The following is a 21,324-nucleotide window of genomic DNA, read 5'->3' on the forward strand; positions in this document are numbered from 1 at the left end:
ACATACTATGAAATATAAATTAAAAAGACAGTAAAAAAGCTCTTACATTAAAATATATAGAAAGATAAACCAATAAAATTTGTGATAAATGAAAGGTTTGCAGACTCTAATTCTTTTTCAAAACCATAAAAAAAGACCGGAGAATTCTCCAGTCTTTTCGTTAGTGTACCGATACAAAGGTATTAAATTTCAAATATTTGTAATGAAACCGCATATGTGAAAATTCAAATGGCGTGCCGTTATCTAAAAAGAAAACCCCCTCCATAATGCCTACCGGTTCATTTTCTTTCAATTCTAGTAGCTTTTGGTCATTCTCTTGGGACGGTTCTGCAAAAATGGATAAAAAAGATTTGGTGACGGCCAGGTTCCGCGAGTCTTCCAAATAATTAAAAATGGAACCCTCAATAATCGTCTGATTTAAATCTTGGACAATTTTAATGGGGATGTAGCCCGTTTCAATCATAAAGGGATCGTCATCAAACAGGCGTAAGCGAACGATTTTATAAACAAAATCATGGGTATCCAAGAACAAATCGCGCTGTAGTTCTTCTGTCGGTGGAATGACCTCGAAACTCAATACTTTGATTTTTGGCTTTTTGCCATGCATTTGAAAATTATCAGTAACTCCTAGATTAGAGCCTTCATAGTTAAAGATAGATTCATTTCTTATGTATAAGGGATTAATAAATGTCCCGGAGCCTTGTTTTTTGAAAATAATTCCGACACTCTCCATTTTAGTCAGAGCGCGTTTAATGGAACTACGACTAACCTGGTAAGTCTCACTAAGACTACGTTCATCTGGCAATCTCATATCTGCAAACTTTCCAGCGAAAATTTTCATTTTAAGATCGTCAATAATTTGCTTATAGACAAATTGTGTCATATAGTACTCCTCTTTCAGGTCTTCTATAACTCCATATAGTTTACCATAAACATGTCCATTTCATCTCATGTTTGTTTGTATCTCTTTTACTTTACATCCTTATGCGTAATGCTGCCATGACATATACATCACACCACTGAAAATACCTGCAAAATAGCAAAAAATACAGAACCTCCACCTTAACATTCTCAATATGACCAAGCCTGTTTCGCACCTTGAGGGGTGTTTGACCAGACCAGGCTAAAATCCTTGAATACATTGTTATTATTTATCTTGTTCAAACGTGTTCTAATAAAAGTGGTGGGGGGAGATCACATTGGCTATCCGCTACAGCGTCATCATTCCAACCTATAATCGAGCCCAGCAGCTGCTGCTCACACTCGCCTCATTTGAAGCGCAAACCTATTCCAAGCAACTATTCGAAGTGATTGTAGCTGATGACGGCTCTACAGATGGAACGAAAGAAATGGTTGAAGACTTCAAAGCATCCTATCCTCTTATCTATGTGTCACACCCGGAACAACGTGGTCGATCTGCCGTTCGAAATTTGGGACTGCGCCAGGCAAAAGGGATATATATCATTTTCTGCGACGCTGACTTTTTGGTGCTACCTCATTTCATTAAAACCGTGAGTCGTTATCACCGCAAGTATCCCAAATCCGTGCTTTCAGGCATTCCTCACTCGTGGGACGATGCATTTACCCATTATCACCCTGACTTTTCTGTGGAAGAAAAAGAACATTGTCGGAGCATACTTACACAATCAGGCTTATGGAATCCCGACTTTGAAACAGCGAATGAAATTATCCCGATCATCACCCCTCATGATGTCCTGCATCAAACGGGTGCATTGTCTAAAGTCGTTAGCCCCACCAGGGTTCCGCCCAGTACTCAAAAACAATTTGCCTCAACGGACGTAGCTCCCTGGATGATGCTAGTAACTCGTTGTGTAGCCATCAGACGCAACCACTTGATTCGTATTGGAGGTTTCAATGAACGGTTTGTGCTGTACGGACTCGAAGACTGGGACTTGGGCTATAGACTGCATCGCTTAAAAATCCCTTTTTATTGCATCAAAGAGGTGGTCGGATATCATCAGGAACATCCAACCCATCTTAGAGGTAACGTTTTAAATACGGAAAATCTGAGAATCATGTATGAAACTTACGGGTTCAATGACTCCTCGTTAAATTTATTCGCTCTAATTCCTCCATCCGAGGATTTTGAGACCTACAAAAATACGCTGCGCGTGCTACGCAGGGGACTCCGTTCTAGGTTAACACGAACATCAGCTATGTTGTTGAGAAGGACACTACGCATTGCTGCCAAGCAGTTTTATTATCACAACAATACCCCAGCATACCAGCAATCATTACGGGTGATAAAAAAGAAAGCAGAGAACCGGAAAAGCCGAGTCGCCCACGTGTTACGAGAAATGCTGGTAAAGTCTGAAAAGCTGTTGGAATAAAAAGAGGACGGTAGCACACGAGACACATATCTGGAAGCAGGTTCTGTCTTGGATAGATAATGTCGTATATTAGATTAGTCAAATCATAAATATAGGTTAATTGCGGAGGATTTCATTTTCAGGAGGTAATTCATCGAATGAAAAATCCACAATCGAATGAGATTGTGGATTTATGTGACTTTATCTGGATGCAAAACAGCAGCTATTTCGTTTGATTTCGTTTACTTTTGTTTATCTGTTAATGTTCTCACTTCAATAGGATGCAGGTTTGCCTCGATCTGAGCCCGCTGTGGTTCATACCACTCTGGCAGCATTAATTTCTGCCCCAAAGATTCAGCAGGCTCATCGTTAGCAAATCCCGGTGGATCTGTAGCAATTTCAAAAAGTATGCCGCCCGCCTCTCTGAAATAAATCGCATTAAAATATTGGCGGTCGATAATTGGTGTCGGCTGATAGCCATAATGTTGGACTGTGCTTCTCCAATCTTCATGTTGCTCGAAATCTTTTGCGCGCCATGCAATGTGATGTACCGTGCCTGCTCCACCGAAGCCTAAGCCCATTTTGACGAGCGGAACATCCACAATGTTGCCGATTTCTCCAGCAGATTGATAACGAGCATATTCGGCGTCTTCGTAGATTTTCGTAAATCCGAGTATGCTCTCCAATGCATCCATCGTTTTCTGTGGATTGACGCTAAATAGTACGGCGCCTCCGAACCCTTTAATGGCGTTATCAGCCGAAATGCCATCGTAAGACCAAGTACTGCTCGCTCCCTCTGCACGTTCAACAAGCTCAAGACGTAGGCCCTCATTATCCTCGAATTGAAGATATTGTTCATTAAACCGGCTTGTTTTCGTAACTTGAATACCAAAGCTTTGCAAACGATGCTGCCAAAAATCAAGCGAACCTGGCGGTACCACATACGAGGTTATGCCCACCTGACCACCTCCGATGCGCCCTTTGGGAGTTCCTGGTGCAGGGAAAAAAGTAATGATCGTTCCGGGGCTTCCTGCCTCGTTACCAAAGTACAAGTGGTAAACCTCAGGGGCATCGAAGTTGATGGTTTTCTTCACTAACCGAAGTCCAAGAATACTTGCATAGAAATCGACATTTGCCTGCGGATTACCAGCAAAAGCTGTAATATGATGGATACCTGTCGTTTGAAGTGACATATGAAACCCTCCTTTTAATTGTAGAAATCCTTATTTTTCATTATCGTTCAATTTTTAATGATCTAAGTTCATGTATTAATGAAGTATTGCATCAATGGAATATGAACCTGCACCTGTCAACGCAATCCCGATTACGACAGCAATAAGAACCAGTGGATATTCATAGCCATTAGCGGTTGCCCAGATTCCGTTTTGACCATGCACTTTGACAATCGCTCCAAGCATCGCCATCGTAATCAACAGTGCAGCCAGTGGAGTGAGCAGTCCTACAGTAAATAGAGCCCCTCCCAGCAATTCCATCAATCCAGCGGCCACAGCCATCAATACCCCAGGCTTGATCCCGATTGATTCCATCCAACCACCGGTACCTTTTGGGCCATAGCCACCAAACCAGCCAAAAAGCTTCTGAGCCCCGTGCCCCACGAATAGCAATCCAACCACCAAACGTATCAACAACAATCCACTCGCCAACATAAAATCACTCTCCATAGTTATTACTTATTGTTTAAAGATTTTTTAATTTAAGATATTAGACAAAATTAAATTCATGGCTTAACGATTTGCGCCTGTTCTTTTCTTAATTTTTCAGGAGTAACATCATCTCCATTCGGATCATAAATCGTAGCATTCAAAAGTATGCTTTTGATAGAGCCTCGAAAGATTTGAAGATATTCTTTGCGAAGATCCATTTGTTCCGTTTTTTCAATTTCAGTTAACCCAACTTCTTTTGCTTTTTTTGCCAACTGGTTAATTCTTTCTAAAATCGCAAGCATGTGTATACCTCCCTATTCAAAATTTGCTGTTGTTTTATCTTTAATTTATTTATCTTGATATAAAGATATAATATTTTATTGTTCTTGTCAACACTTTATTAAAGAGAGGAGAAAATGAATCCTTGAGTTGCTTCTCCCCCTAATATCAATGCTATCTCCATGCTGGTAATACTGGTATTTTTGTACCATCGCAGTGACCTGATCATCGTAGGTCAATGGATATCCTGATAAGATCGTCTCTTCATCTGGATATCCATCTAGTACGAATGCGAAGCACCCTTCAGTTCAACTGTATACACGTCCCGAATCCAAAACCCAACGGCTTTGAAACAGACTCTTAATCCAGCTCCTGTCCATCATTTTCAATTTGGATATGACCACAATACAGACACTGATGGGTACAGTTTTGTGTCAAGGCCGGCTGTCCCTCGATCTTCACATCACTTTTCCCATTCAGCCACGGCATGGTCAGAACTGGAACACACGGAGCTTTTTTCACGCCATAGATGTCCACCATCTCACTAGCCTGTACAGCCGGATTTAAAGGACTGGAGCAATTTCCAAAAGACTGAATGTTCACTCCTGGAACGTAATCTCCAATGTTCATTTGTGCTTTGTTTTTTACGTAGACACCATGGCTAAAAGGTCTTTTCAAACGGGTAGGTTGTGTGCCATAACTACAACTTAAGATCGCTCCTGCCACGACATAGCTTTTTTTTGCGCCCGTTCCCGGGTTCACTTGGGCTTCTTCCACTTACCCCATCCTCCTTAGTGCTTCCATCTCGACTCTTTGCACTCGAATGCCTGTAAAAGATCGGCGCAGCAGGCTTTCTGCCACAGCCAAATGGATATAGATATGAGGTTCGATCAGTCCCTCAATCCGAAAAACAGGGGGCTCTATCTCCCCCTGTCTCAGTATCAAACGCTTCAACGTACCATTGGGATACCATTCCGTTTGTGCGGACAAACAGTCCACCATCGGCGGACGAAGCACCCAGTATACCTCCTGTCTGGCCTGCTGGAAATCGGTAAGGATGGCCGCTTTCCATTTCAGTCCCGGCATATATTTCTCCAATAATACTTTCATCCGATCAGACACCAGCGGCAGGGGAAATTCCAGAAAATCCGGGTACACTGTTCGTGGATCGCTATGTACAGCCAAAAAAAGAGGATCATCCTTCTGTTGATCTCCCTCAGCTTCTGTCAGGATTTTCTCTACTTGCAAAGGAGACAGCGCAGCAGGCTCCACCCGATGTTTTACCCGCTCGTCTATCATCAGTCGAAAATATCTCAATGCAGCCACTCCTTTTTGCTAGCATCATCCCTTACCTGTGTAGACCACTCCAAACCAATGGCTCCTCTACGCTGCTCATCGGTAAAAATGACTCCTTGTACGTTTGCACCCGTAAAATCGGTTCCGATCAAACAAGCCCCTTTAAAGGATGCACCTGTCGCATCTGCTCCAACAAAGCAGGCATCCGTGAGGTCTGCCCCGTCCAAGGACGCTTTTTGTAGTAACGCCTCTTGAAAAATGGCTCCTCGTAACTGTGCATCATGAAAACGGGCTCCCTGCAAGCTCGCCCCTGTGAAATCTACGCCAGCAAAACCCAATGCCTCCCAATCCAATGAAGCATCTGATCCATATCCGGCGTTACCCATAACGACATCCAATATGGCCCCTTTCATCGAGCATCCGCTAAAATTGGCTCCATGAAGCAAGCTGTATGTCAAATCGATTCCATTTAACTCACTTTCCTGCCACACCGTTCCTACCAGGATACAGCCATGCAGACGACTATGTTCCATCCTGATTTGGCGAAAGGCTGTATAACGAAAATCCAACAGACTATAATCCCCATCTGACAATTGAACTTGGGTCAACGCCTGATAGCTGTACGCATGTTCTTCTTTTTCCTCCAACCATGACCGGATATCATTTGCCTCCATGACTCTGCGATCTTCTCGATATACTGACACACTATGATCCAAAAATTCACCCACACGAATCTCGAACGTCTCTTCCCGCTCCAGCTCTTGAAACTCCGGTAAGCACACCGCCTGTTTCATCGCCAAGCGCACCACATTCACAACGAGAGCATGAATGTGTACCGCTGCCTCCAGCATAACCTGCTCCCATTCAAGCTCCGTTAGAGAAACATGCTGCTTCTCTACCTCCCTTCGCAATTGTCGCTGCAAATCGGTCCAGTAGGAATATGCCCAGCTTGTATCCCATTCCAATCGGATCGGCTGCGGATCAAGCATCCATAAAGCATCGGAAGCCTCTACGAGATAAGCAGGCCGTTCTTCCAGCCATGCGGTACGTAGCATGGAGTACGTGATATAACCGATCCTTCCCTTTCTTCCTTGAAGCTGCTCTCGCCGAATGTGCTGGCAATATCCCCGGAACTCTTCGACACAAGCCTGAACCCGTTGCTCCTGCGTCACCTTGAACTTCAGCGCCCAGTCTCTGCGGATGAGAAGCCACGCCTGATTCAAAAAGGCATGCCATTGCGGTTCTAACTCATCAATAGACTTCTCCATTTGTACCCAACCACCACCTAAAGCTCTTCATAAATTTATGTCTTCAGGCTGACGCCATTCACCCGCTGCCCTATAGCCTAATTCGACTTTACTTCACTGCCCTTCATGTCCGCTGATCCACTCAATTGAATATGACTGCCATTGCAATCCATACGCAGCTCGCTGCCTGCCGACAAATTCATCGTTTTCCCTGCCGACAAGCTCAGATTACCACCCGCCGAGATACTTACCTGTTTATTGCTCACAATATGAATGCCTTCCTTGTCGTCCAGCTTGATAAAAATAGCACCATCTTTACCCGTCACGACCAGTTCATCCGGTCCCAAACGAATTTCTTTTCCATGAGGTGTTCGCCATATTTTCATCTGCGGATTGGAAAGCTTGTTATGTCCGCTCCCTCTGTCTGCACGTCGGACTGCACTGCCTGCTACCCCATCCTCTTCACGGCTGCCCGGAAAATAAAGTGAAACCGGGTCCCCTTTTTCCGGCATTACGTACCAGCCTGTATGTCCCCCGCCGCTATATACCGTCGAATAATTGAACCAATGCGCCTGATCGACCGCCTGCTTCTCGTCGCAATCCAGATGGATACGTACCTGATCCTGACGCACATCCACGACTACTCCGCCTAATGAAGCGCCCGCCAGCTTTTCCTGATAGTAGCCTTTCTGTCGTAAGCCTTTGTACGAGGCAAGCACATATTGATGCCGCAACAGCCCCTGTCTCATTTCCGTATAAGCCTCAATGACATACAAACTGTGTCCCTGAAAGGTCAACTGAGCGCCCAAATCCAGCACCTCGTCTGTCTCCACCTCATAAAAAATAAAGTCATTTTCGTTTACCTTTGCCTGCTCACTTTCCTGAAAGTAGCGGAAAGGCAGCATCTGCTTGCGTACCGTATAACGGGTATGATCCAGTACGGCCTGTGCAGGGCTGTCTTCAATGCCAAAATAAAATTTGGGACTATCAAAACGCGACACAGGCATCAGGCTCGTATGATAGCGGGAAGCCATGCGTCTTAAAAAAGCCCAATCCGTCTCCTGATACTGGATGGCAATCCGTCCGATAGGCTCTCCACCGGTCGCTCCATCAATCACATCCAACCCCTCATAATCCTTACCAATCTGCTCCAGCATCTGAGGAATTGTCATTTTGGTATATTGAAAAGAACGGGTGCGTTGCTGGATATCCATCCGATAAGTATGGGAGATGGCCTCTACCTCCAGATAGTACACATCCCGCACAACCTTCACTTCGACCGATAGCGCAATTCCGCTGAATAGCGGCTTACTTTCACCCGATTCATTGCGCTGGCTTACCTCAATAATCGTGTTCTTTTCCGTCGTTTCCACATAGCTGTCCTGCATTTCTTCCGGGATGATTCCTGTAAAATAGAGCCGAGTATGCTCGTTGATTTTCTTCGCGAGGGTAAGCTGCTCCAGCTCAACCAGCTCGTAAGGCTGGATTTGGATATTATCGTAGCCCAAATTCATAGCGAATCCGCTCCTTTCTCAAGTGAAGATTGTAAGGGAAATGAAACTGCATGGAGCGAATGTACTGTATTTTCCGCTACAGGCAGCCATGCCTCCATGTCCGATTCCATACAGTTAAACGTCCCCATCATCACCTGTCCTGCATGGGTGAACAGCAGGATTTCGTTGTACAAATTCTTATCCACACCTGCAGCTATAAAACGGATCAACCCAATGGACAGACCAGAATGATTCACGATCACTTGAGTGCCCAGCCAATTACGGATTGGTTGTACAGATCGCAAAACGTCCGCCATTTGCTCCACAAACTCAGGAAGCTCCTCATTTGCCAAAGTGGATTCTGTCCGATTAAAGGTAATATTCACCGTTCCATCCTCCGAGGTATAAATGACCTCCGGACGATACTCCGAAGGATACTTAAATTTGGCCTGCTCCAGCGGCATCAAGCTAAAGGATTTCGGCACGCTAACCTCCACTTGTCCGTCCAAAATCACCCTTAACTCCAGCGGAATGAGCTCATCACCTAACCGTAACGCCAAATTTTTCTCAGAAACGGAGTGATCCTGTTCGGAAATAACAGTTTGAGAAAGACTCGTATTTACGTTATTAGATGCAACATTATAATTAAGCTTATTTTTAAGACTTAAAATATGCTCGTCCATATAGTTCATAGGGTTAGTCCCTTCTTCTTAAAAAAGATGAGTATTTAATTCAAAATATAAAAGAAAAAGGGCATATTTAACAATAACCCATCTTATGTATGTATCGGCCAGAATAGATATTTTGTTTGCAGAAAGAACCATAGCATGCGTTATTTTCAATGTATATTTCTGAAATCAATATGGATAAGAGGATTGATCGGAACGGACTATGGATCAAATTGAATCCATCCTTGCTCAGAATGAAAGCAGGTATCATGACTTGGAAAGGCAGCTACCATAATACAAATGATTTTTATCAAGTGGTTTGGATAATGGGGGTTTGTAAAGTTAAAGTTACACTTGGTCCGCAATCGAACCTACTAAAAAGCAAAAACCCGCTTTATGAGCGGGTTTTTAAATGGAGGCGAACCGTGGCTCAGCAAATCCACAATCCGTCGTCGAGTAATGTTGAGATTGTTTGGTGAGGTGGCATAATTATTTACGAAATTGAATTCAACAAATTAAGTGCACCCGAGCATAAAGCTTGAGCATTATTGTAAAATGAAAATAATGTGTTTATCTTGCTCATAAGCCCAATTGAACTATTTATGTACTCTTTTCCGTCCTCTGTCTCTTTAAGTTTTTCCTGATTTAGAACCACAAAATTGGTTGGGCATATCCTAAAATTACTGACGAAACAAAGCGAATCATTCGATACGTTCTTGATTAACTGAGATGTGTCTCCAATCGCTAGAAAAACGGTTGGATTCATTGAAGAGTCGCCGGCTGATATGAACAGAGATGCCGATCGAGGTGGATCAACTGGGAGGAAAAAACACATACATTAAAGGGTTTGTCCTAGCTGTGAGGACGTCTGTTCGATCATTAAAACAGGTGCGAATCATTTTCGGACTGTAAGGAACACTTTATTGAAGAGCCGGCTTAGGAAAAAAAGACGTTGAAAAGTTATGGATAAACAGAATTTAAATGGTATTGTATACCTGTACAAATTCATATAACAGGAATAAAATTACTGTATTAACAGCTAGTGCCCATCAAGCAACAGCGGATAAGTTTGGTCAGCACCAACTCAATTTAATAATAAGGAGCTTTAAGCATGAAAAAGAAAATCGGATTTGTTTTAGTTTCGATGGTCCTTGGTATGTCTTTTATTTCAGGAACATCAAATGCATATGGATTAAATGGAATTATTGCCGGCAAGTTTTCCGTAGAAGAAAAGCCGACGTATAAGTTTACTCTCACTTCTGCTGCCTTAAAAAAGGATGGAGGTATAGTTGCAACGGGTCGAACGTCGAATATTCGTGCTTGGTACAATTCTTACGACGAAAATGGCCGAGTGTTTTGGTCTTCTCAGTCTGAAGTTTTGATTGAACCAGGCACTACAATTGTCTTATCAGATGGAAGTACACTTTCTTCATCAGAATATGGTGAATGGGAAATCAAAGATGAGTCAGGAAGTACAGTTCAGACTGGGAAATGGGATATGGGGGGACCTGTATATAAAATTAAGCAGCTAAAAAATGGGAAAATACTTTTTGCAGGCTCACGAGGAGCTTACCAAATTTTTGAACCTGACATGACTCCTTTTCGAAGTGGGATGTGGAGTGCAAACGCAGTTATTTATGATGCCGAAGAAATGGATAATGGCAATATATTGTTAGTTGGGACACACGGGAATTGGTCTGTAATCAACAATGAAGGTGAAGGTTTGAAGTCAGGAAGGTATAAAACTTCAGCCATAACAAGTGTTGCCCGATTGTCTGACGGTAATTTAATAGCCGTAACTACTCCTGGTTCATATATTTTGTTCAACCAAGAAGGGACAATTATTGGAGATGGATTGGTGTCAGGAAAAAATGTCGTCAGCTCTCTTCGATCCGTAACATCTTTTCCAGGTAATCATGTAGTAGTCAGAGATGGCAGCAAAGTCCACATATTAAAAATTGAAAATAATACTGCTATGAATGTTTATACTGGAAAAACAATTGTTGTTCCGGATGAAATAGATAATAAAACTACAGTTAAAATTTCTGATAATAAAATTTTCTTTGGTGGAAAAAATGGTGTATTCCAAATATTAGAAGTTGATTTGACTCCTTAACTATCATAAATATAATTTCTTTAAAAAGAAGAAAGAGAAGTCCTCTTTCCAGGCTGTTGAGAAAGTCTCGACAGCTTTTTTTATGTTAATTTTATTTAAGACGACACCGCGTTAATGTTGTATAATATAGGTAACTATGTAGAACGGACGGTGTTGATATGTTGCGACCTCATCGAGACAAACAACAATCTTTTGAATTGGTTTCTCTGGAAGAACTGGTACCGCAAGATCATCTGCTTCGTAAAGTGGATAAATATAATAGACTTCTCCGTTATTCATGAGAAGGTAGGCCCGCTGTATTGTGCGGACAACGGACATCCTGCCATTAATCCTACCGTGTTGTTTAAAATGATCTTTCTCGGTTATTTCTATGGCATTCGCTCAGAACGGCAACTCGAGCGTGAAATTCAGACGAACCTAGCCTATCGCTGGTTCCTTGAGCTGGGATTAACGGATAAAGTTCCAGATCATACGACGATTAGTAAATGAAGAATAAAAAAACTCAAGTATGTTCTTGACGCAGAAGTTATTCAAGTAAGTTCTTGTCCAATATTCAAGCAAGTTCATGTCGCTACACGAATATGAAGGATGCGTATAAGCTTGCTGATCATATGGACGTGGAGTTGGGTTGAAAATGGCCGGGTTGAGTCGCGGACAGGAGGCGCGTGTGCTACTGATTTTATGTCTGGCACGTGAGGTTCTCCACTCATAATCCTGGATAAGCGTTCGCAGGTATTGATGTCCTCTCCAGAGAGGCGATTGTGGCCGGGATTATTGATTATTTGGAGGGTCGGCAGCAATCTATACTCATTAGCACGCATGATATTCAGGAAGTGGAAGGCTTGTTTGACTATACTCAATATCCCTTTCAATCTAAAAAACAACGGTACCAACGAAAGCATCATTCAACGCGAGGTCGTCGGTACCGTTTAATCTTGATTTAATACTACTTAGAAAATTTTAATTAGAAAAAATACTTACAGTTTCGAAATATAGAAATCTGCACTCTTCTTTCTGATCTTCTTGGGAAAGTTCAATAAACCAATCCTCAAGCTTATCTTCTTCTTTAAAAATTCCCGATCTCCAAAAGTTCAATCCTAGTTCTGGAAATGAATACATCAACCCACCTCTGGATCATTTTCATCATAAGGTGATTTCTCATTAACCATCTTAACTAGATTTTCAGCTTTAGTGTTAAACACATCAGTGCCATCAAACAAGCAATTGAACTCTTCCTTTAGATGCGAAGCAATTTCGATGAAGTTCCACAGTTCCAGCAAATGATTGTTGATAGTGAATAAGGATTATTTGATGTGCTCATTGTTCATAAGTTGGATCGTTTCAGCCGGGACAAATATGACAGCGCTAAATACAAACGCAAATTGAAATTAAATGGCATTCAACTGTACAGCGTCACCGAAAACCTAGATGGCTCCCCCGAAAGTGTCATACTGGAATCTTTGCTGAAAGGTATGGCTGAATACTATTCCAAAAACTTGGCCCGTGAGGTCATGAAGGGGATGAAAGAAACCGCGTACCAATGCAAACATACAGGTGGTCTGCCTCCTATTGGTTACGCTGTAGACCCTGTAACACGGAAATACATCATTAATGAAGAGGAGCACGGCATCGTTGAAACTGTTTTTTCGATGTTCCTCGCTGGTCACGGCTATAATCAAATCATTAGGGAACTAACGGAGCAAGGCTACACATCTCGTTATGGGAAACCGATCAGCAAAGGAACCTTAGGTACCATTCTTCGCAATGAAAAGTACACAGGCACCTACATTTTCAACCTCACCGACAGCAAGGATGCGGCTGGTAAGCGTAATGGCAATCGGCATAAAAATAGTGAAGATGTAATTCGTGTCGAAGGTGGTATGCCACAACTTGTAACCAAGGAAGATTTTCAGAAGGCACAGGATAAGATGAATCAAAACAAGCGCCAACCTGGCGCTTACAAGGCAAAAGAAATGTACCTGCTTAGCGGACTCATTGTTTGCGGGGAATGTTTGAAAAACGTAGGTATTCAGTATGCCATGATGGGCAATACCAAGCATAGCGGCAGAAGCAAGTTGAAATATGTTACTTACCGTTGAGGCAACCGTGATCGGACAAAGGCATGTAAAAACCCTGAGCTGCATCGGGATTACATTGAAGCCTACGTGCTGGCTCAGCTTCAGGAAAAGATTTTTAACGATCAGGCCATCCCTGTTCTGGCTAAACAGCTTAATGAGTACCAGAATTCCAAGCAAACGAGCGTCAAAGCCGATCAACAACGCCTGTCCAAGAGCTTAGAGGGTGTAGATCGCCAAATCGAGAACATCGTGAATGCAGTGGCTAGTGGTTTGAATAACCCTACCATTCTCGAAAAGTTAGGAGCGTTGGAGGAACAAAAGGTTGAACTGGAAACCAAACTCCTAAAAGCCCAACAGGTAAAAGAAAAAGCAGCCATCACAGAGGAGCTCTGCGACAACTGCTTTCTGGTTTTCAGGACCACATCACCAGCCGGAACCTTCCTGAGATCAAGAAGTTCATCGGCAGCTATGTAGAAAAAGTGATCGTCTACCAAGAACACGTAGAAGTCATCTTTAAGCTACAAGTTGTGGATTTGATCGATGGAGGCGAGGGGAGTCGAACCCCTGTCCGAAGATAACGACACATAAGCTTCTACGGGTGTAGTCACAGTTTTGATGTCACCCGAGTATCGCCCCGTAACCGGCTATACGTTGGGTCAGCCTGATTGTCTTCTTCAGCACACCCCAGGCGGAGATGTGGCAGCGTATCCCACTATAGGTTAGCCCCTACATCCGGCACATGGGCGATACAGGAGAGGAGCACGCTCACAGGTTATTAAGCTGCGAAAGCGTAGTTGTTTTGTTGTTTGCCGTTTAATAGGCTTTAGCGTTGATGAAGTGGACGCGTCCCCACTACCCGCTACCCATGCTCGAACTATCCCCGTCGAATCCATAAACGCCCCCTTATTATAAAAGGGCTCCACGGATAAATCCGGAAATACCGGAGCATAAGTGCATAATATCAAAAGCTGAATCCTAAGATCCAACACTCGAATCAAGTTAAATCCAAGATCTTTGAAAACTTACTACTTCGTTAGTATAACATATTATATGTCATAACGAAACGGATTGAAGCCATTCTAGCTCGATAAAATAGCACCATTACAGGAACAAGTAACTTATCCACGTAATTTGTACCATACAGAGTAAGCAAACTGCTTATCTCGCTATTTTTTGCTTCTCGCGCAGAGCACGTTGGATATCACGCTGTGCATCACGTTTGGCAGCTGTTTCTCGCTTGTCATACTGCTTTTTACCTCTACCCAGTCCAAGCAGCAGTTTGGCATAACCGTTGCGAACATAAATTTTGAGCGGCACGATGGTGTAGCCTTCCTGTTTCGAGAGACCAATAAGCTTACGAATCTGCTCTTTATGCAGCAGCAACTTACGCGTACGCGTCGGATCAGTCGGATTGTTACGATTACCTTGTTCAAAAGGGCTAATATGCATATTGTGAATATGAATTTCGCCATTACGGATCGTAGCAAAAGCATCGCTTATATTAGAGCGACCATTCCGCAGAGACTTAATCTCTGTTCCCGTTAACACCATGCCCGCCTCGTAGGTGTCTTCAATAAAATAGTCATGGGAAGCTTTTTTGTTCTGGGCGAGCACTTTCCCGTCTGCCTTCTTACCCATGAATACCACTCCTTATGAATAACTTAGATTCAATCTAGAATTCCTGCTACAAAGAGCTACCTAGAAATATATTGTAACAAATTTCGGAGGGTAAAAGCAAGAAAGGTCAAGCCTTCTACATTTCTCATTACACTTATAGCACACTAAAACCAAGCGGCTTCTATCCATTACTACAGACAGAAACCGCTCATATACCTAAGCATCCGTAAGCTTCATTCACTGCTCTCGGAAGCCCCAATCTCCTAACAGTAAGTTATATCAACCTACTTTTTCTTTTTCCGCACAAACCCAGCGGTGCTATTCCCGCCGTTAGCGCCCTTTTTTTTCCGCTTGCGACGTGCTGCGCCTTCACCACCTGGTCTGGCATCACTACCTGGGGTAGCTGCATCACCAATGAATATCCCGCTGGCAGACGTCTTCTTCCGTCGCTTGCTTGCACCCGTTGCTGGCGAATTGTATCCGCCCTTGCCACTACCAAAGCCGAAGCTGCCTGGCGAGCCTGTACCGACACCGTTTCCACCACCACGACCTGCGCGACCTGTGGTGCTGATTCCTCCGTTGCCGCCCTCTTTAGGCTTTCCAGCCGCCTCACGACCGACTTTACGCTCTCTACCAGCCTTGTCCTTACCGCCCTTACGGTCACGTCCTTCTCGGCCTTTGCCTTTAGCACGGCCCTCGCCACGTGCAAAATCTCCACCCTGGCCCGAGCCTCCCGTCCGTTCACGACGTTGTCGTTGCTTCATATCGACGAGTTCAAAGTCAATTGTGTAATCTTCCATATTCACACGCGCGACGCGAACCTTAACCTCATCCCCAATGCGGAATACCTTAGAGGTGCGTTCTCCGATTAACGCCATATGCTGCTCGTCAAAATGATAATAGTCGTCCGTAAGTGCACTCAGACGCGTTAAGCCCTCGACTGTGTTGTCCAGCTCAATGAACATCCCAAAGCTGGTTACACTGCTGATGATCCCTTCGAACTCCTCGCCGACCTTATCCAGCATGTATTCAGCCTTTTTCATTTGCTCTGTGTCGCGCTCTGCATCCACAGCCACACGTTCACGCTCGGAGGATTGCTGAGCAATATCTGGCATGCGTGCAGTCAAATATTCCTGACGCTCGTCTGTTAAAGCCCCGCCATTCTCTAATACCTCACGAATGACACGGTGAATTACCAAGTCAGGGTAACGACGAATCGGTGATGTAAAATGAGAGTAATACTCAGCAGCCAGTCCAAAATGTCCTGTAGACTCCGCATCATATTTTGCCTGCTTCATCGAACGCAGCATCATTGTGCTAAGCACCGTTTGCTCCTTCGTACCCTGAATGTCTTCTAACAATGTTTGGAGTGCACGCGGATGAATGGAATTTCCTCGACCTTTGATCTGATGACCAAAATTAGCTGCAAAAGCCATAAAGTTTTGCAGCTTCTCTGGATCGGGGTCCTCATGAATCCGGTACAAGAACGGTACCTTGAGCCAGTGAAAATGTTCGGCTACCGTTTCATTGGCCGCCAGCATAAACTCTTCGATTATTTGTTCGGCTATCGTACGATCCCTCTTCACAATATCGACAGCTTTGCCTTCATCATCTACAATCACTTTGGCCTCATCAAAATCAAAATCAACTGCACCGCGGCGCATCCGATTCGCACGTAGCTTCAATGCTAAATCCTTCATCGTACGGAATACATCAACCAGGTCCTTGTACCGTTCCATCAGTTCTGCATCTTCCTCTTCGAGGATTTTGCGAACGTTAGTATAGGTCATCCGTTCCTTCGTTTTAATCACGCTGGTGAAAATATCATGCTTTACGACCTTCATATGCTCATTGAATTCCATCTCACAGGATAAAGTCAGTCGATCCACCTGAGGATTCAATGAACAAATTCCGTTTGAAAGTCGATGTGGAAGCATCGGAATGACACGGTCAACCAAATACACACTACAACCGCGGTTATATGCCTCTAGATCCAGCTTGGAGTTCTCACGCACATAATACCCTACGTCAGCAATATGAACGCCCAGACGATAGTTTCCGTTCGGCAAACGCTCTACATTAACCGCATCATCGAGGTCTTTGGCATCCTCCCCGTCAATGGTGACAATGATCTTATCGCGCAAATCACGCCGTCCCTGACGTATAATCTCTTCTTCCGTAATCGCATCAGGAGCCTCATCCGCTTCCGCCATCACTTCATCCGGAAAAGCTTCTGGGAGCTGATGCTTGCGAATAACGGACAAGATGTCAACGCCCGGATCATCCTTATGACCCAGCACCTCCAGCACTTCGCCTTCTGCCGCTGCACGTCCTTCCGGATAGCTCACAATACGCACGACGACCTTTTGTCCGTTTACAGCTCCGTTAAAGCTGTCCTTAGGAATGAAAATGTCCCGGTTAATACGTTTATCATCCGGTAAAACAAAACCGTATGCTTCGTGGCTCTGAAACACACCGACTACCTGAAGCACTGCGCGCTTCACGATCCGCACAACTTCGCCTTCTAATCGGCCACCCGCAGGTCCCTTTGACGTCACTCTTACCAGCACTGTATCTCCATTCATCGCGCTCTTTAAATCGTTAGCATGAATGTATACATCCGGGTGCTCCCGGTCCTCTGGAATCAAAAAAGCAAAGCCCTTGGCATGGGCCTGCAAACGCCCGCGCTGCAAATCCATCCGTTCTGGAACACCATAACGGTTCGTGCGGGTCAGCAGAATTTTCCCGTCTTCCTCCAATGCGTTCAAGAGCTTAAGAAATTCACGAAACTCTTCTGCATCCTTAATGTCAAAATGTTGCTCCAGCTCCTGGTATGTCATAGGCTTGTATGCGGTCTCGCGCATGAAATCAAGTAGTTGTTGCTCTGTTATCATAATTTTGTCCACCTCGGGTGACCTTTAATTTTCAGTAATAAATCCGCATGTTCCTTGTTCCTGATACAAGGCTCTTTATATACTCATACCCTAGTATACACGAATTTAATCGACGGCATCCCTGCCTGTCCAAAATCCAAAAAAGCCCCCGTTTCCCGTGAAACGAAGGCTTAAGGTGTATATTTATCTTATTTTGCGAAAAATGCAACCAAAACGGAAACGATCATAAAACATGCACCCAAAACAGCAGTTACGCGTTGTAAAATCAAATCCATACCGCGAGCTTTGGTCTTGCCGAACAGATGCTCAGCACCGCCAGAGATGGCACCGGACAAACCTGCGCTTTTCCCCTTTTGCAGTAACACAACCGCAATAACAGCAATCGAGAACACAACGAGCAGCACTTTCAAAAAGATTTCCATGAAAAATCCCACCTCCTGAGCTTATACATCTGTTTTGCAAAACAACACAGCCTCTTTTATGAAAACATGCACATATCATGCTTTAAATAGCCGGAAATTAACGCAAAACACTATTTTCATTCTACCACAGCTTCCAGTAGATAACAACAGCTACAGCAAGACACTTAGCCATTAAGCTTCTGTAGATAATAGATTATCCATAACAAAAAAACAGACCTGCTTGCATATAGCGAGCAGGTCTGTTTTATTATGCGCAAAAGCTTCGAGCGTCCTGACCCTATGATAAATCATAGGCCCGAGACACCACCAGCATTTTTGGCAATATTATTTTTTCAGGTTGTAGAAAGATTTCAGGCCGTGGTATTGAGCCAGTTCACCCAGTTGATCCTCAATGCGGAGCAATTGGTTGTACTTCGCAATACGGTCAGTACGGGAAGGAGCACCAGTTTTGATTTGGCCTGCATTTGTTGCAACAGCGATATCAGCGATTGTGCTGTCTTCGGATTCACCGGAACGGTGAGAGATTACAGCTGTGTATCCTGCACGTTTAGCCAATTCGATAGCATCGAATGTTTCAGTCAGCGTACCGATTTGGTTTACTTTGATCAGGATAGAGTTACCGATGTTTTCATCGATACCTTTAGCCAGACGCTCTGTGTTAGTTACGAACAGGTCGTCACCAACCAATTGGATTTTGTTGCCCAGTTTTTCAGTGAGCAATTTCCAACCTTCCCAGTCATCTTCGGAGCAACCATCTTCAATAGTGATGATTGGGTATTTATCAACCCAAGAAGCAAGCAGGTCAACGAACTCAGCAGAAGTGAAGGATTTGCCTTCGCCTTCCAAAGTGTATTTTCCATCTTTGAAGAACTCAGTGGAAGCAACGTCCATACCGAGGAATACGTCAACGCCTGGTTTGTAACCAGCTTTTTCGATCGCTTCGATAATAGTGGACAGAGCTTCTTCGTTGGATTTGAAGTTAGGAGCAAAACCACCTTCATCACCAACAGCTGTGTTCAAACCTTTGGAATTCAGTACGGATTTCAGGTTGTGGAAGATTTCTGCGCCAACACGCAGAGCTTCTTTGAATGTAGGAGCGCCTACAGGCAGAACCATGAATTCTTGTACGTCAACGTTGTTGTCGGCATGAGCACCACCGTTAACGATGTTCATCATTGGTACTGGCAATTGTTTAGCGTTGAATCCGCCCAGGTAAGTGTACAGTGGCAAGCCCAGAGCTTCAGCAGCAGCGCGAGCTACAGCCATGGATACAGCCAGAATTGCATTCGCACCCAGTTTACCTTTGTTTGGAGTACCGTCCAATTTGATCATCAATGTATCGATTTCTACTTGGTTCACAGCATCCAAGCCGATTACTTCAGGAGCAATAATTTCGTTCACGTTTTTAACAGCTTGCAGAACGCCTTTACCCAGGTAACGGGATTTGTCGTTATCGCGAAGCTCTACAGCTTCGTGAGCGCCTGTGGATGCACCAGAAGGAACGATAGCGCGACCAATCGCACCGGATTCCAGATATACTTCAACTTCAACCGTAGGGTTACCACGGGAGTCGAGGACTTCGCGAGCGTACACGTCAGAAATAATAGTCATTTGTACTTAATCTCCTTTGTAATTCATAATTTATTGGTCAAGCCTATACTTATTAAATCAAGCTTACTTGCGGGATGCAATCATAGATTTTCCTGTCATTTCCGCAGGTTGCGGAAGTTGCATCAAATCCAGAAGCGTTGGAGCTACGTCAGCCAGAATTCCATGCTCACGCAGAACGATATTTTCGTCAGTCAAAATGAACGGAACCGGATTCGTTGTGTGAGCTGTGAACGGACGTCCCTGCTCATCAATTTCCATATCCGCGTTACCATGGTCAGCGATGATAATTACCACGCCACCTTTGGCTTTAACTGCATCTACAACACGTCCAACACATTCATCCGTCGTCTCTACTGCCTTAATTGTTGGTTCCAGCATACCGGAGTGTCCAACCATATCCGGATTGGCAAAGTTCAGGATAATCGCATCATGCTTGTCAGCTTCGATTTCCTTAACAGCAGCATCCGCTACTTCATACGCACTCATTTCAGGCTGCAGATCATATGTAGCCACTTTAGGCGAGTTGATCAAAATACGAGTTTCGCCAGGAAGCTCCACATCGCGTCCGCCACTGAAAAAGAAAGTAACGTGCGGATACTTTTCTGTCTCAGCAATACGCAATTGCTTTTTGTTGTTTTGTACCAGCACCTCGCCAAACGTGTTGTCCAGGTTTTTCGGTTCATAGGCAACAAAGCCTCCAACCGTTTCACTGAACAAGGTCAGGCAAACAAAGTGCAGATCCTTAGGCCATTTTGGCCCACGGTCAAAACCACGGAAATCTTCATTGGTAAATACTTGAGACAATTGAATCGCACGGTCAGGACGGAAATTCAGGAATACGACAGAGTCATTGCTTTCGACCAGCCCTACAGGGCTTCCATCAGCCTTCACAATAACAGTTGGCTCCACGAATTCATCGAACACTGACTTTTCATACGATTCCTTCAATGCTTCAAGTGGATCGGTATATTGAGGACCTTCACCGTATACGATTGCACGGTAAGACTTCTCAACACGTTCCCAACGTTTGTCGCGGTCCATTGCATAATAGCGCCCTTGTACGGTTGCAATTTGGCCAATGCCTACTTCCTGAATTTTAGCGACCAGTTGTTGCATAAAGCCTACGCCGCTATCAGGCATAACGTCACGTCCATCCATAAAAGCATGAATGTACACTTCAGTTAAACCTTCTTTTTTAGCCAGATCCAGCATAGCGAACAGATGGCTGATATGACTATGCACACCACCGTCGGACAGAAGTCCGTACAGGTGAAGTTTAGTGTTGTTCTTCTTCGCATGTTGCACGGCTTTAACCAATGTTTCATTGTCGAAGAACTCGCCTTCACGGATGGACTTCGAAATACGAGTCAAATCTTGATATACAATTCGACCTGCGCCGATGTTCAAGTGACCTACTTCGGAGTTACCCATTTGTCCTTCCGGCAGACCCACCGCTTCACCAGAAGCCGTCAACGTGGTATGTGGATACTGTTTTAAATACCGGTCGTAATTCGGTTTGTTGGCCTGTGCAACCGCATTGCCTTCCACAGTGTCACGCAGTCCGAATCCGTCCATAATAATTAAAGCTACCGGTTTTGGTGCTGTCATC

18 protein-coding genes, 1 other RNA gene and 1 pseudogene are annotated in these 21,324 nt (G+C 44.2%); 5 read left to right on the plus strand and 15 right to left on the minus strand.

What is annotated here, in order from left to right; translation table 11 throughout:
• Positions 1 to 160 precede the first annotated feature (160 nt).
• Positions 161 to 883 (minus strand): GntR family transcriptional regulator, encoded by a 723-nt coding sequence (locus tag BN1546_RS10245; protein ID WP_058711433.1) that lies wholly within the window; start codon positions 881 to 883, stop codon positions 161 to 163.
• Positions 884 to 1,199: 316 nt separating this feature from the next.
• Here BN1546_RS10245 and BN1546_RS10250 point away from each other — a divergent pair, with 316 nt between their 5' ends.
• A complete protein-coding gene (locus BN1546_RS10250; protein ID WP_090737399.1) occupies positions 1,200 to 2,351 on the plus strand; it encodes a glycosyltransferase in 1,152 nt (383 codons plus the stop codon).
• A 221-nt stretch (positions 2,352 to 2,572) separates the two neighbouring features.
• Here BN1546_RS10250 and BN1546_RS10255 read toward each other — a convergent pair whose 3' ends face one another.
• The 8 genes from BN1546_RS10255 to BN1546_RS10290 form a co-directional block, all read right to left on the minus strand.
• On the minus strand, positions 2,573 to 3,523 hold the full coding sequence (locus BN1546_RS10255; protein WP_090737401.1) for a ring-cleaving dioxygenase: 951 nt from the start codon (positions 3,521 to 3,523) through the stop codon (positions 2,573 to 2,575).
• Between the two features lie 75 nt (positions 3,524 to 3,598).
• Positions 3,599 to 3,997 carry a DoxX family protein gene (locus BN1546_RS10260; RefSeq protein WP_013368890.1) on the minus strand — a complete coding sequence of 133 codons (399 nt, stop codon included), beginning with the start codon at positions 3,995 to 3,997 and terminating at the stop codon, positions 3,599 to 3,601.
• Positions 3,998 to 4,068: 71 nt separating this feature from the next.
• A complete protein-coding gene (locus tag BN1546_RS10265) occupies positions 4,069 to 4,296 on the minus strand; it encodes a DUF896 domain-containing protein (RefSeq protein ID WP_090737404.1) in 228 nt (75 codons plus the stop codon).
• A gap of 337 nt (positions 4,297 to 4,633) precedes the next feature.
• The gene (locus BN1546_RS10270; RefSeq protein WP_058831124.1) at positions 4,634 to 5,050 is read right to left on the minus strand and encodes a DUF4280 domain-containing protein; all 417 of its coding nucleotides are present in this window, start codon (positions 5,048 to 5,050) and stop codon (positions 4,634 to 4,636) included.
• Positions 5,051 to 5,572 carry a hypothetical protein gene (locus BN1546_RS10275; protein ID WP_025677133.1) on the minus strand — a complete coding sequence of 174 codons (522 nt, stop codon included), beginning with the start codon at positions 5,570 to 5,572 and terminating at the stop codon, positions 5,051 to 5,053.
• A 14-nt stretch (positions 5,573 to 5,586) separates the two neighbouring features.
• On the minus strand, positions 5,587 to 6,837 hold the full coding sequence (locus BN1546_RS10280; RefSeq protein WP_058831123.1) for a pentapeptide repeat-containing protein: 1,251 nt from the start codon (positions 6,835 to 6,837) through the stop codon (positions 5,587 to 5,589).
• 77 nt (positions 6,838 to 6,914) lie between these two features.
• Positions 6,915 to 8,330, minus strand: coding sequence for a contractile injection system protein, VgrG/Pvc8 family (locus tag BN1546_RS10285; RefSeq protein WP_058831122.1), 1,416 nt, complete (start codon positions 8,328 to 8,330; stop codon positions 6,915 to 6,917).
• On the minus strand, positions 8,327 to 9,001 hold the full coding sequence (locus BN1546_RS10290; RefSeq protein ID WP_090737406.1) for a hypothetical protein: 675 nt from the start codon (positions 8,999 to 9,001) through the stop codon (positions 8,327 to 8,329). The genes BN1546_RS10285 and BN1546_RS10290 overlap by 4 nt, the downstream gene beginning before the upstream one ends.
• A gap of 1,087 nt (positions 9,002 to 10,088) precedes the next feature.
• Here BN1546_RS10290 and BN1546_RS10295 point away from each other — a divergent pair.
• From BN1546_RS10295 to BN1546_RS27840, 4 genes and pseudogenes are all read left to right on the plus strand, one after another.
• On the plus strand, positions 10,089 to 11,093 hold the full coding sequence (locus BN1546_RS10295) for a hypothetical protein (protein WP_058831120.1): 1,005 nt from the start codon (positions 10,089 to 10,091) through the stop codon (positions 11,091 to 11,093).
• A 158-nt stretch (positions 11,094 to 11,251) separates the two neighbouring features.
• Positions 11,252 to 11,576, plus strand: a pseudogene (locus BN1546_RS10300) (transposase); the annotation flags it as partial.
• Positions 11,577 to 12,406: 830 nt separating this feature from the next.
• The gene (locus BN1546_RS27835; protein ID WP_058831119.1) at positions 12,407 to 13,192 is read left to right on the plus strand and encodes a recombinase family protein; all 786 of its coding nucleotides are present in this window, start codon (positions 12,407 to 12,409) and stop codon (positions 13,190 to 13,192) included.
• A 66-nt stretch (positions 13,193 to 13,258) separates the two neighbouring features.
• Positions 13,259 to 13,645 (plus strand): hypothetical protein, encoded by a 387-nt coding sequence (locus tag BN1546_RS27840; RefSeq protein WP_058831118.1) that lies wholly within the window; start codon positions 13,259 to 13,261, stop codon positions 13,643 to 13,645.
• 64 nt (positions 13,646 to 13,709) lie between these two features.
• Here the strand turns inward: BN1546_RS27840 and ssrA are convergent.
• The 6 genes from ssrA to gpmI form a co-directional block, all read right to left on the minus strand.
• Positions 13,710 to 14,074: a transfer-messenger RNA gene (ssrA, locus tag BN1546_RS10315) on the minus strand.
• Between the two features lie 255 nt (positions 14,075 to 14,329).
• Positions 14,330 to 14,809 carry an SsrA-binding protein SmpB gene (gene smpB / locus BN1546_RS10320; protein ID WP_007428162.1) on the minus strand — a complete coding sequence of 160 codons (480 nt, stop codon included), beginning with the start codon at positions 14,807 to 14,809 and terminating at the stop codon, positions 14,330 to 14,332.
• 263 nt (positions 14,810 to 15,072) lie between these two features.
• On the minus strand, positions 15,073 to 17,682 hold the full coding sequence (gene rnr, locus BN1546_RS10325) for a ribonuclease R (protein ID WP_090737408.1): 2,610 nt from the start codon (positions 17,680 to 17,682) through the stop codon (positions 15,073 to 15,075).
• Positions 17,683 to 17,870: 188 nt separating this feature from the next.
• Positions 17,871 to 18,104, minus strand: coding sequence for a preprotein translocase subunit SecG (secG, locus tag BN1546_RS10330; RefSeq protein WP_013368823.1), 234 nt, complete (start codon positions 18,102 to 18,104; stop codon positions 17,871 to 17,873).
• A 324-nt stretch (positions 18,105 to 18,428) separates the two neighbouring features.
• Entirely contained in the window at positions 18,429 to 19,715 is a 1,287-nt protein-coding gene (eno, locus tag BN1546_RS10335; protein WP_013368821.1) for a phosphopyruvate hydratase, read from the minus strand.
• Between the two features lie 63 nt (positions 19,716 to 19,778).
• Complete coding sequence (gene gpmI, locus BN1546_RS10340; protein ID WP_013368820.1) at positions 19,779 to 21,323, minus strand: 2,3-bisphosphoglycerate-independent phosphoglycerate mutase; 1,545 nt, start codon at positions 21,321 to 21,323, stop codon at positions 19,779 to 19,781.
• Position 21,324 lies beyond the last annotated feature (1 nt).

It is taken from the genome of Paenibacillus sp. Mc5Re-14 (assembly GCF_001049835.1).
Taxonomy (GTDB): Bacteria; Bacillota; Bacilli; order Paenibacillales; family Paenibacillaceae; genus Paenibacillus; species Paenibacillus polymyxa_C.

Bases quoted from the DNA above. Each gene is read 5' to 3' on its own strand.
- BN1546_RS10275 (WP_025677133.1), bottom strand. From the start codon at position 5,572: ATGATAGACGAGCGGGTAAAACATCGGGTGGAGCCTGCTGCGCTGTCT.
- BN1546_RS10260 (WP_013368890.1), bottom strand. From the start codon at position 3,997: ATGTTGGCGAGTGGATTGTTGTTGATACGTTTGGTGGTTGGATTGCTA.
- BN1546_RS10290 (WP_090737406.1), bottom strand. From the start codon at position 9,001: ATGAACTATATGGACGAGCATATTTTAAGTCTTAAAAATAAGCTTAAT.
- eno (WP_013368821.1), bottom strand. From the start codon at position 19,715: ATGACTATTATTTCTGACGTGTACGCTCGCGAAGTCCTCGACTCCCGT.
- BN1546_RS10280 (WP_058831123.1), bottom strand. From the start codon at position 6,837: ATGGAGAAGTCTATTGATGAGTTAGAACCGCAATGGCATGCCTTTTTG.
- BN1546_RS10255 (WP_090737401.1), bottom strand. From the start codon at position 3,523: ATGTCACTTCAAACGACAGGTATCCATCATATTACAGCTTTTGCTGGT.
- smpB (WP_007428162.1), bottom strand. From the start codon at position 14,809: ATGGGTAAGAAGGCAGACGGGAAAGTGCTCGCCCAGAACAAAAAAGCT.
- rnr (WP_090737408.1), bottom strand. From the start codon at position 17,682: ATGATAACAGAGCAACAACTACTTGATTTCATGCGCGAGACCGCATAC.
- secG (WP_013368823.1), bottom strand. From the start codon at position 18,104: ATGGAAATCTTTTTGAAAGTGCTGCTCGTTGTGTTCTCGATTGCTGTT.
- BN1546_RS10285 (WP_058831122.1), bottom strand. From the start codon at position 8,330: ATGAATTTGGGCTACGATAATATCCAAATCCAGCCTTACGAGCTGGTT.
- BN1546_RS10245 (WP_058711433.1), bottom strand. From the start codon at position 883: ATGACACAATTTGTCTATAAGCAAATTATTGACGATCTTAAAATGAAA.
- BN1546_RS10295 (WP_058831120.1), top strand. From the start codon at position 10,089: ATGAAAAAGAAAATCGGATTTGTTTTAGTTTCGATGGTCCTTGGTATG.
- gpmI (WP_013368820.1), bottom strand. From the start codon at position 21,323: ATGACAGCACCAAAACCGGTAGCTTTAATTATTATGGACGGATTCGGA.
- BN1546_RS10265 (WP_090737404.1), bottom strand. From the start codon at position 4,296: ATGCTTGCGATTTTAGAAAGAATTAACCAGTTGGCAAAAAAAGCAAAA.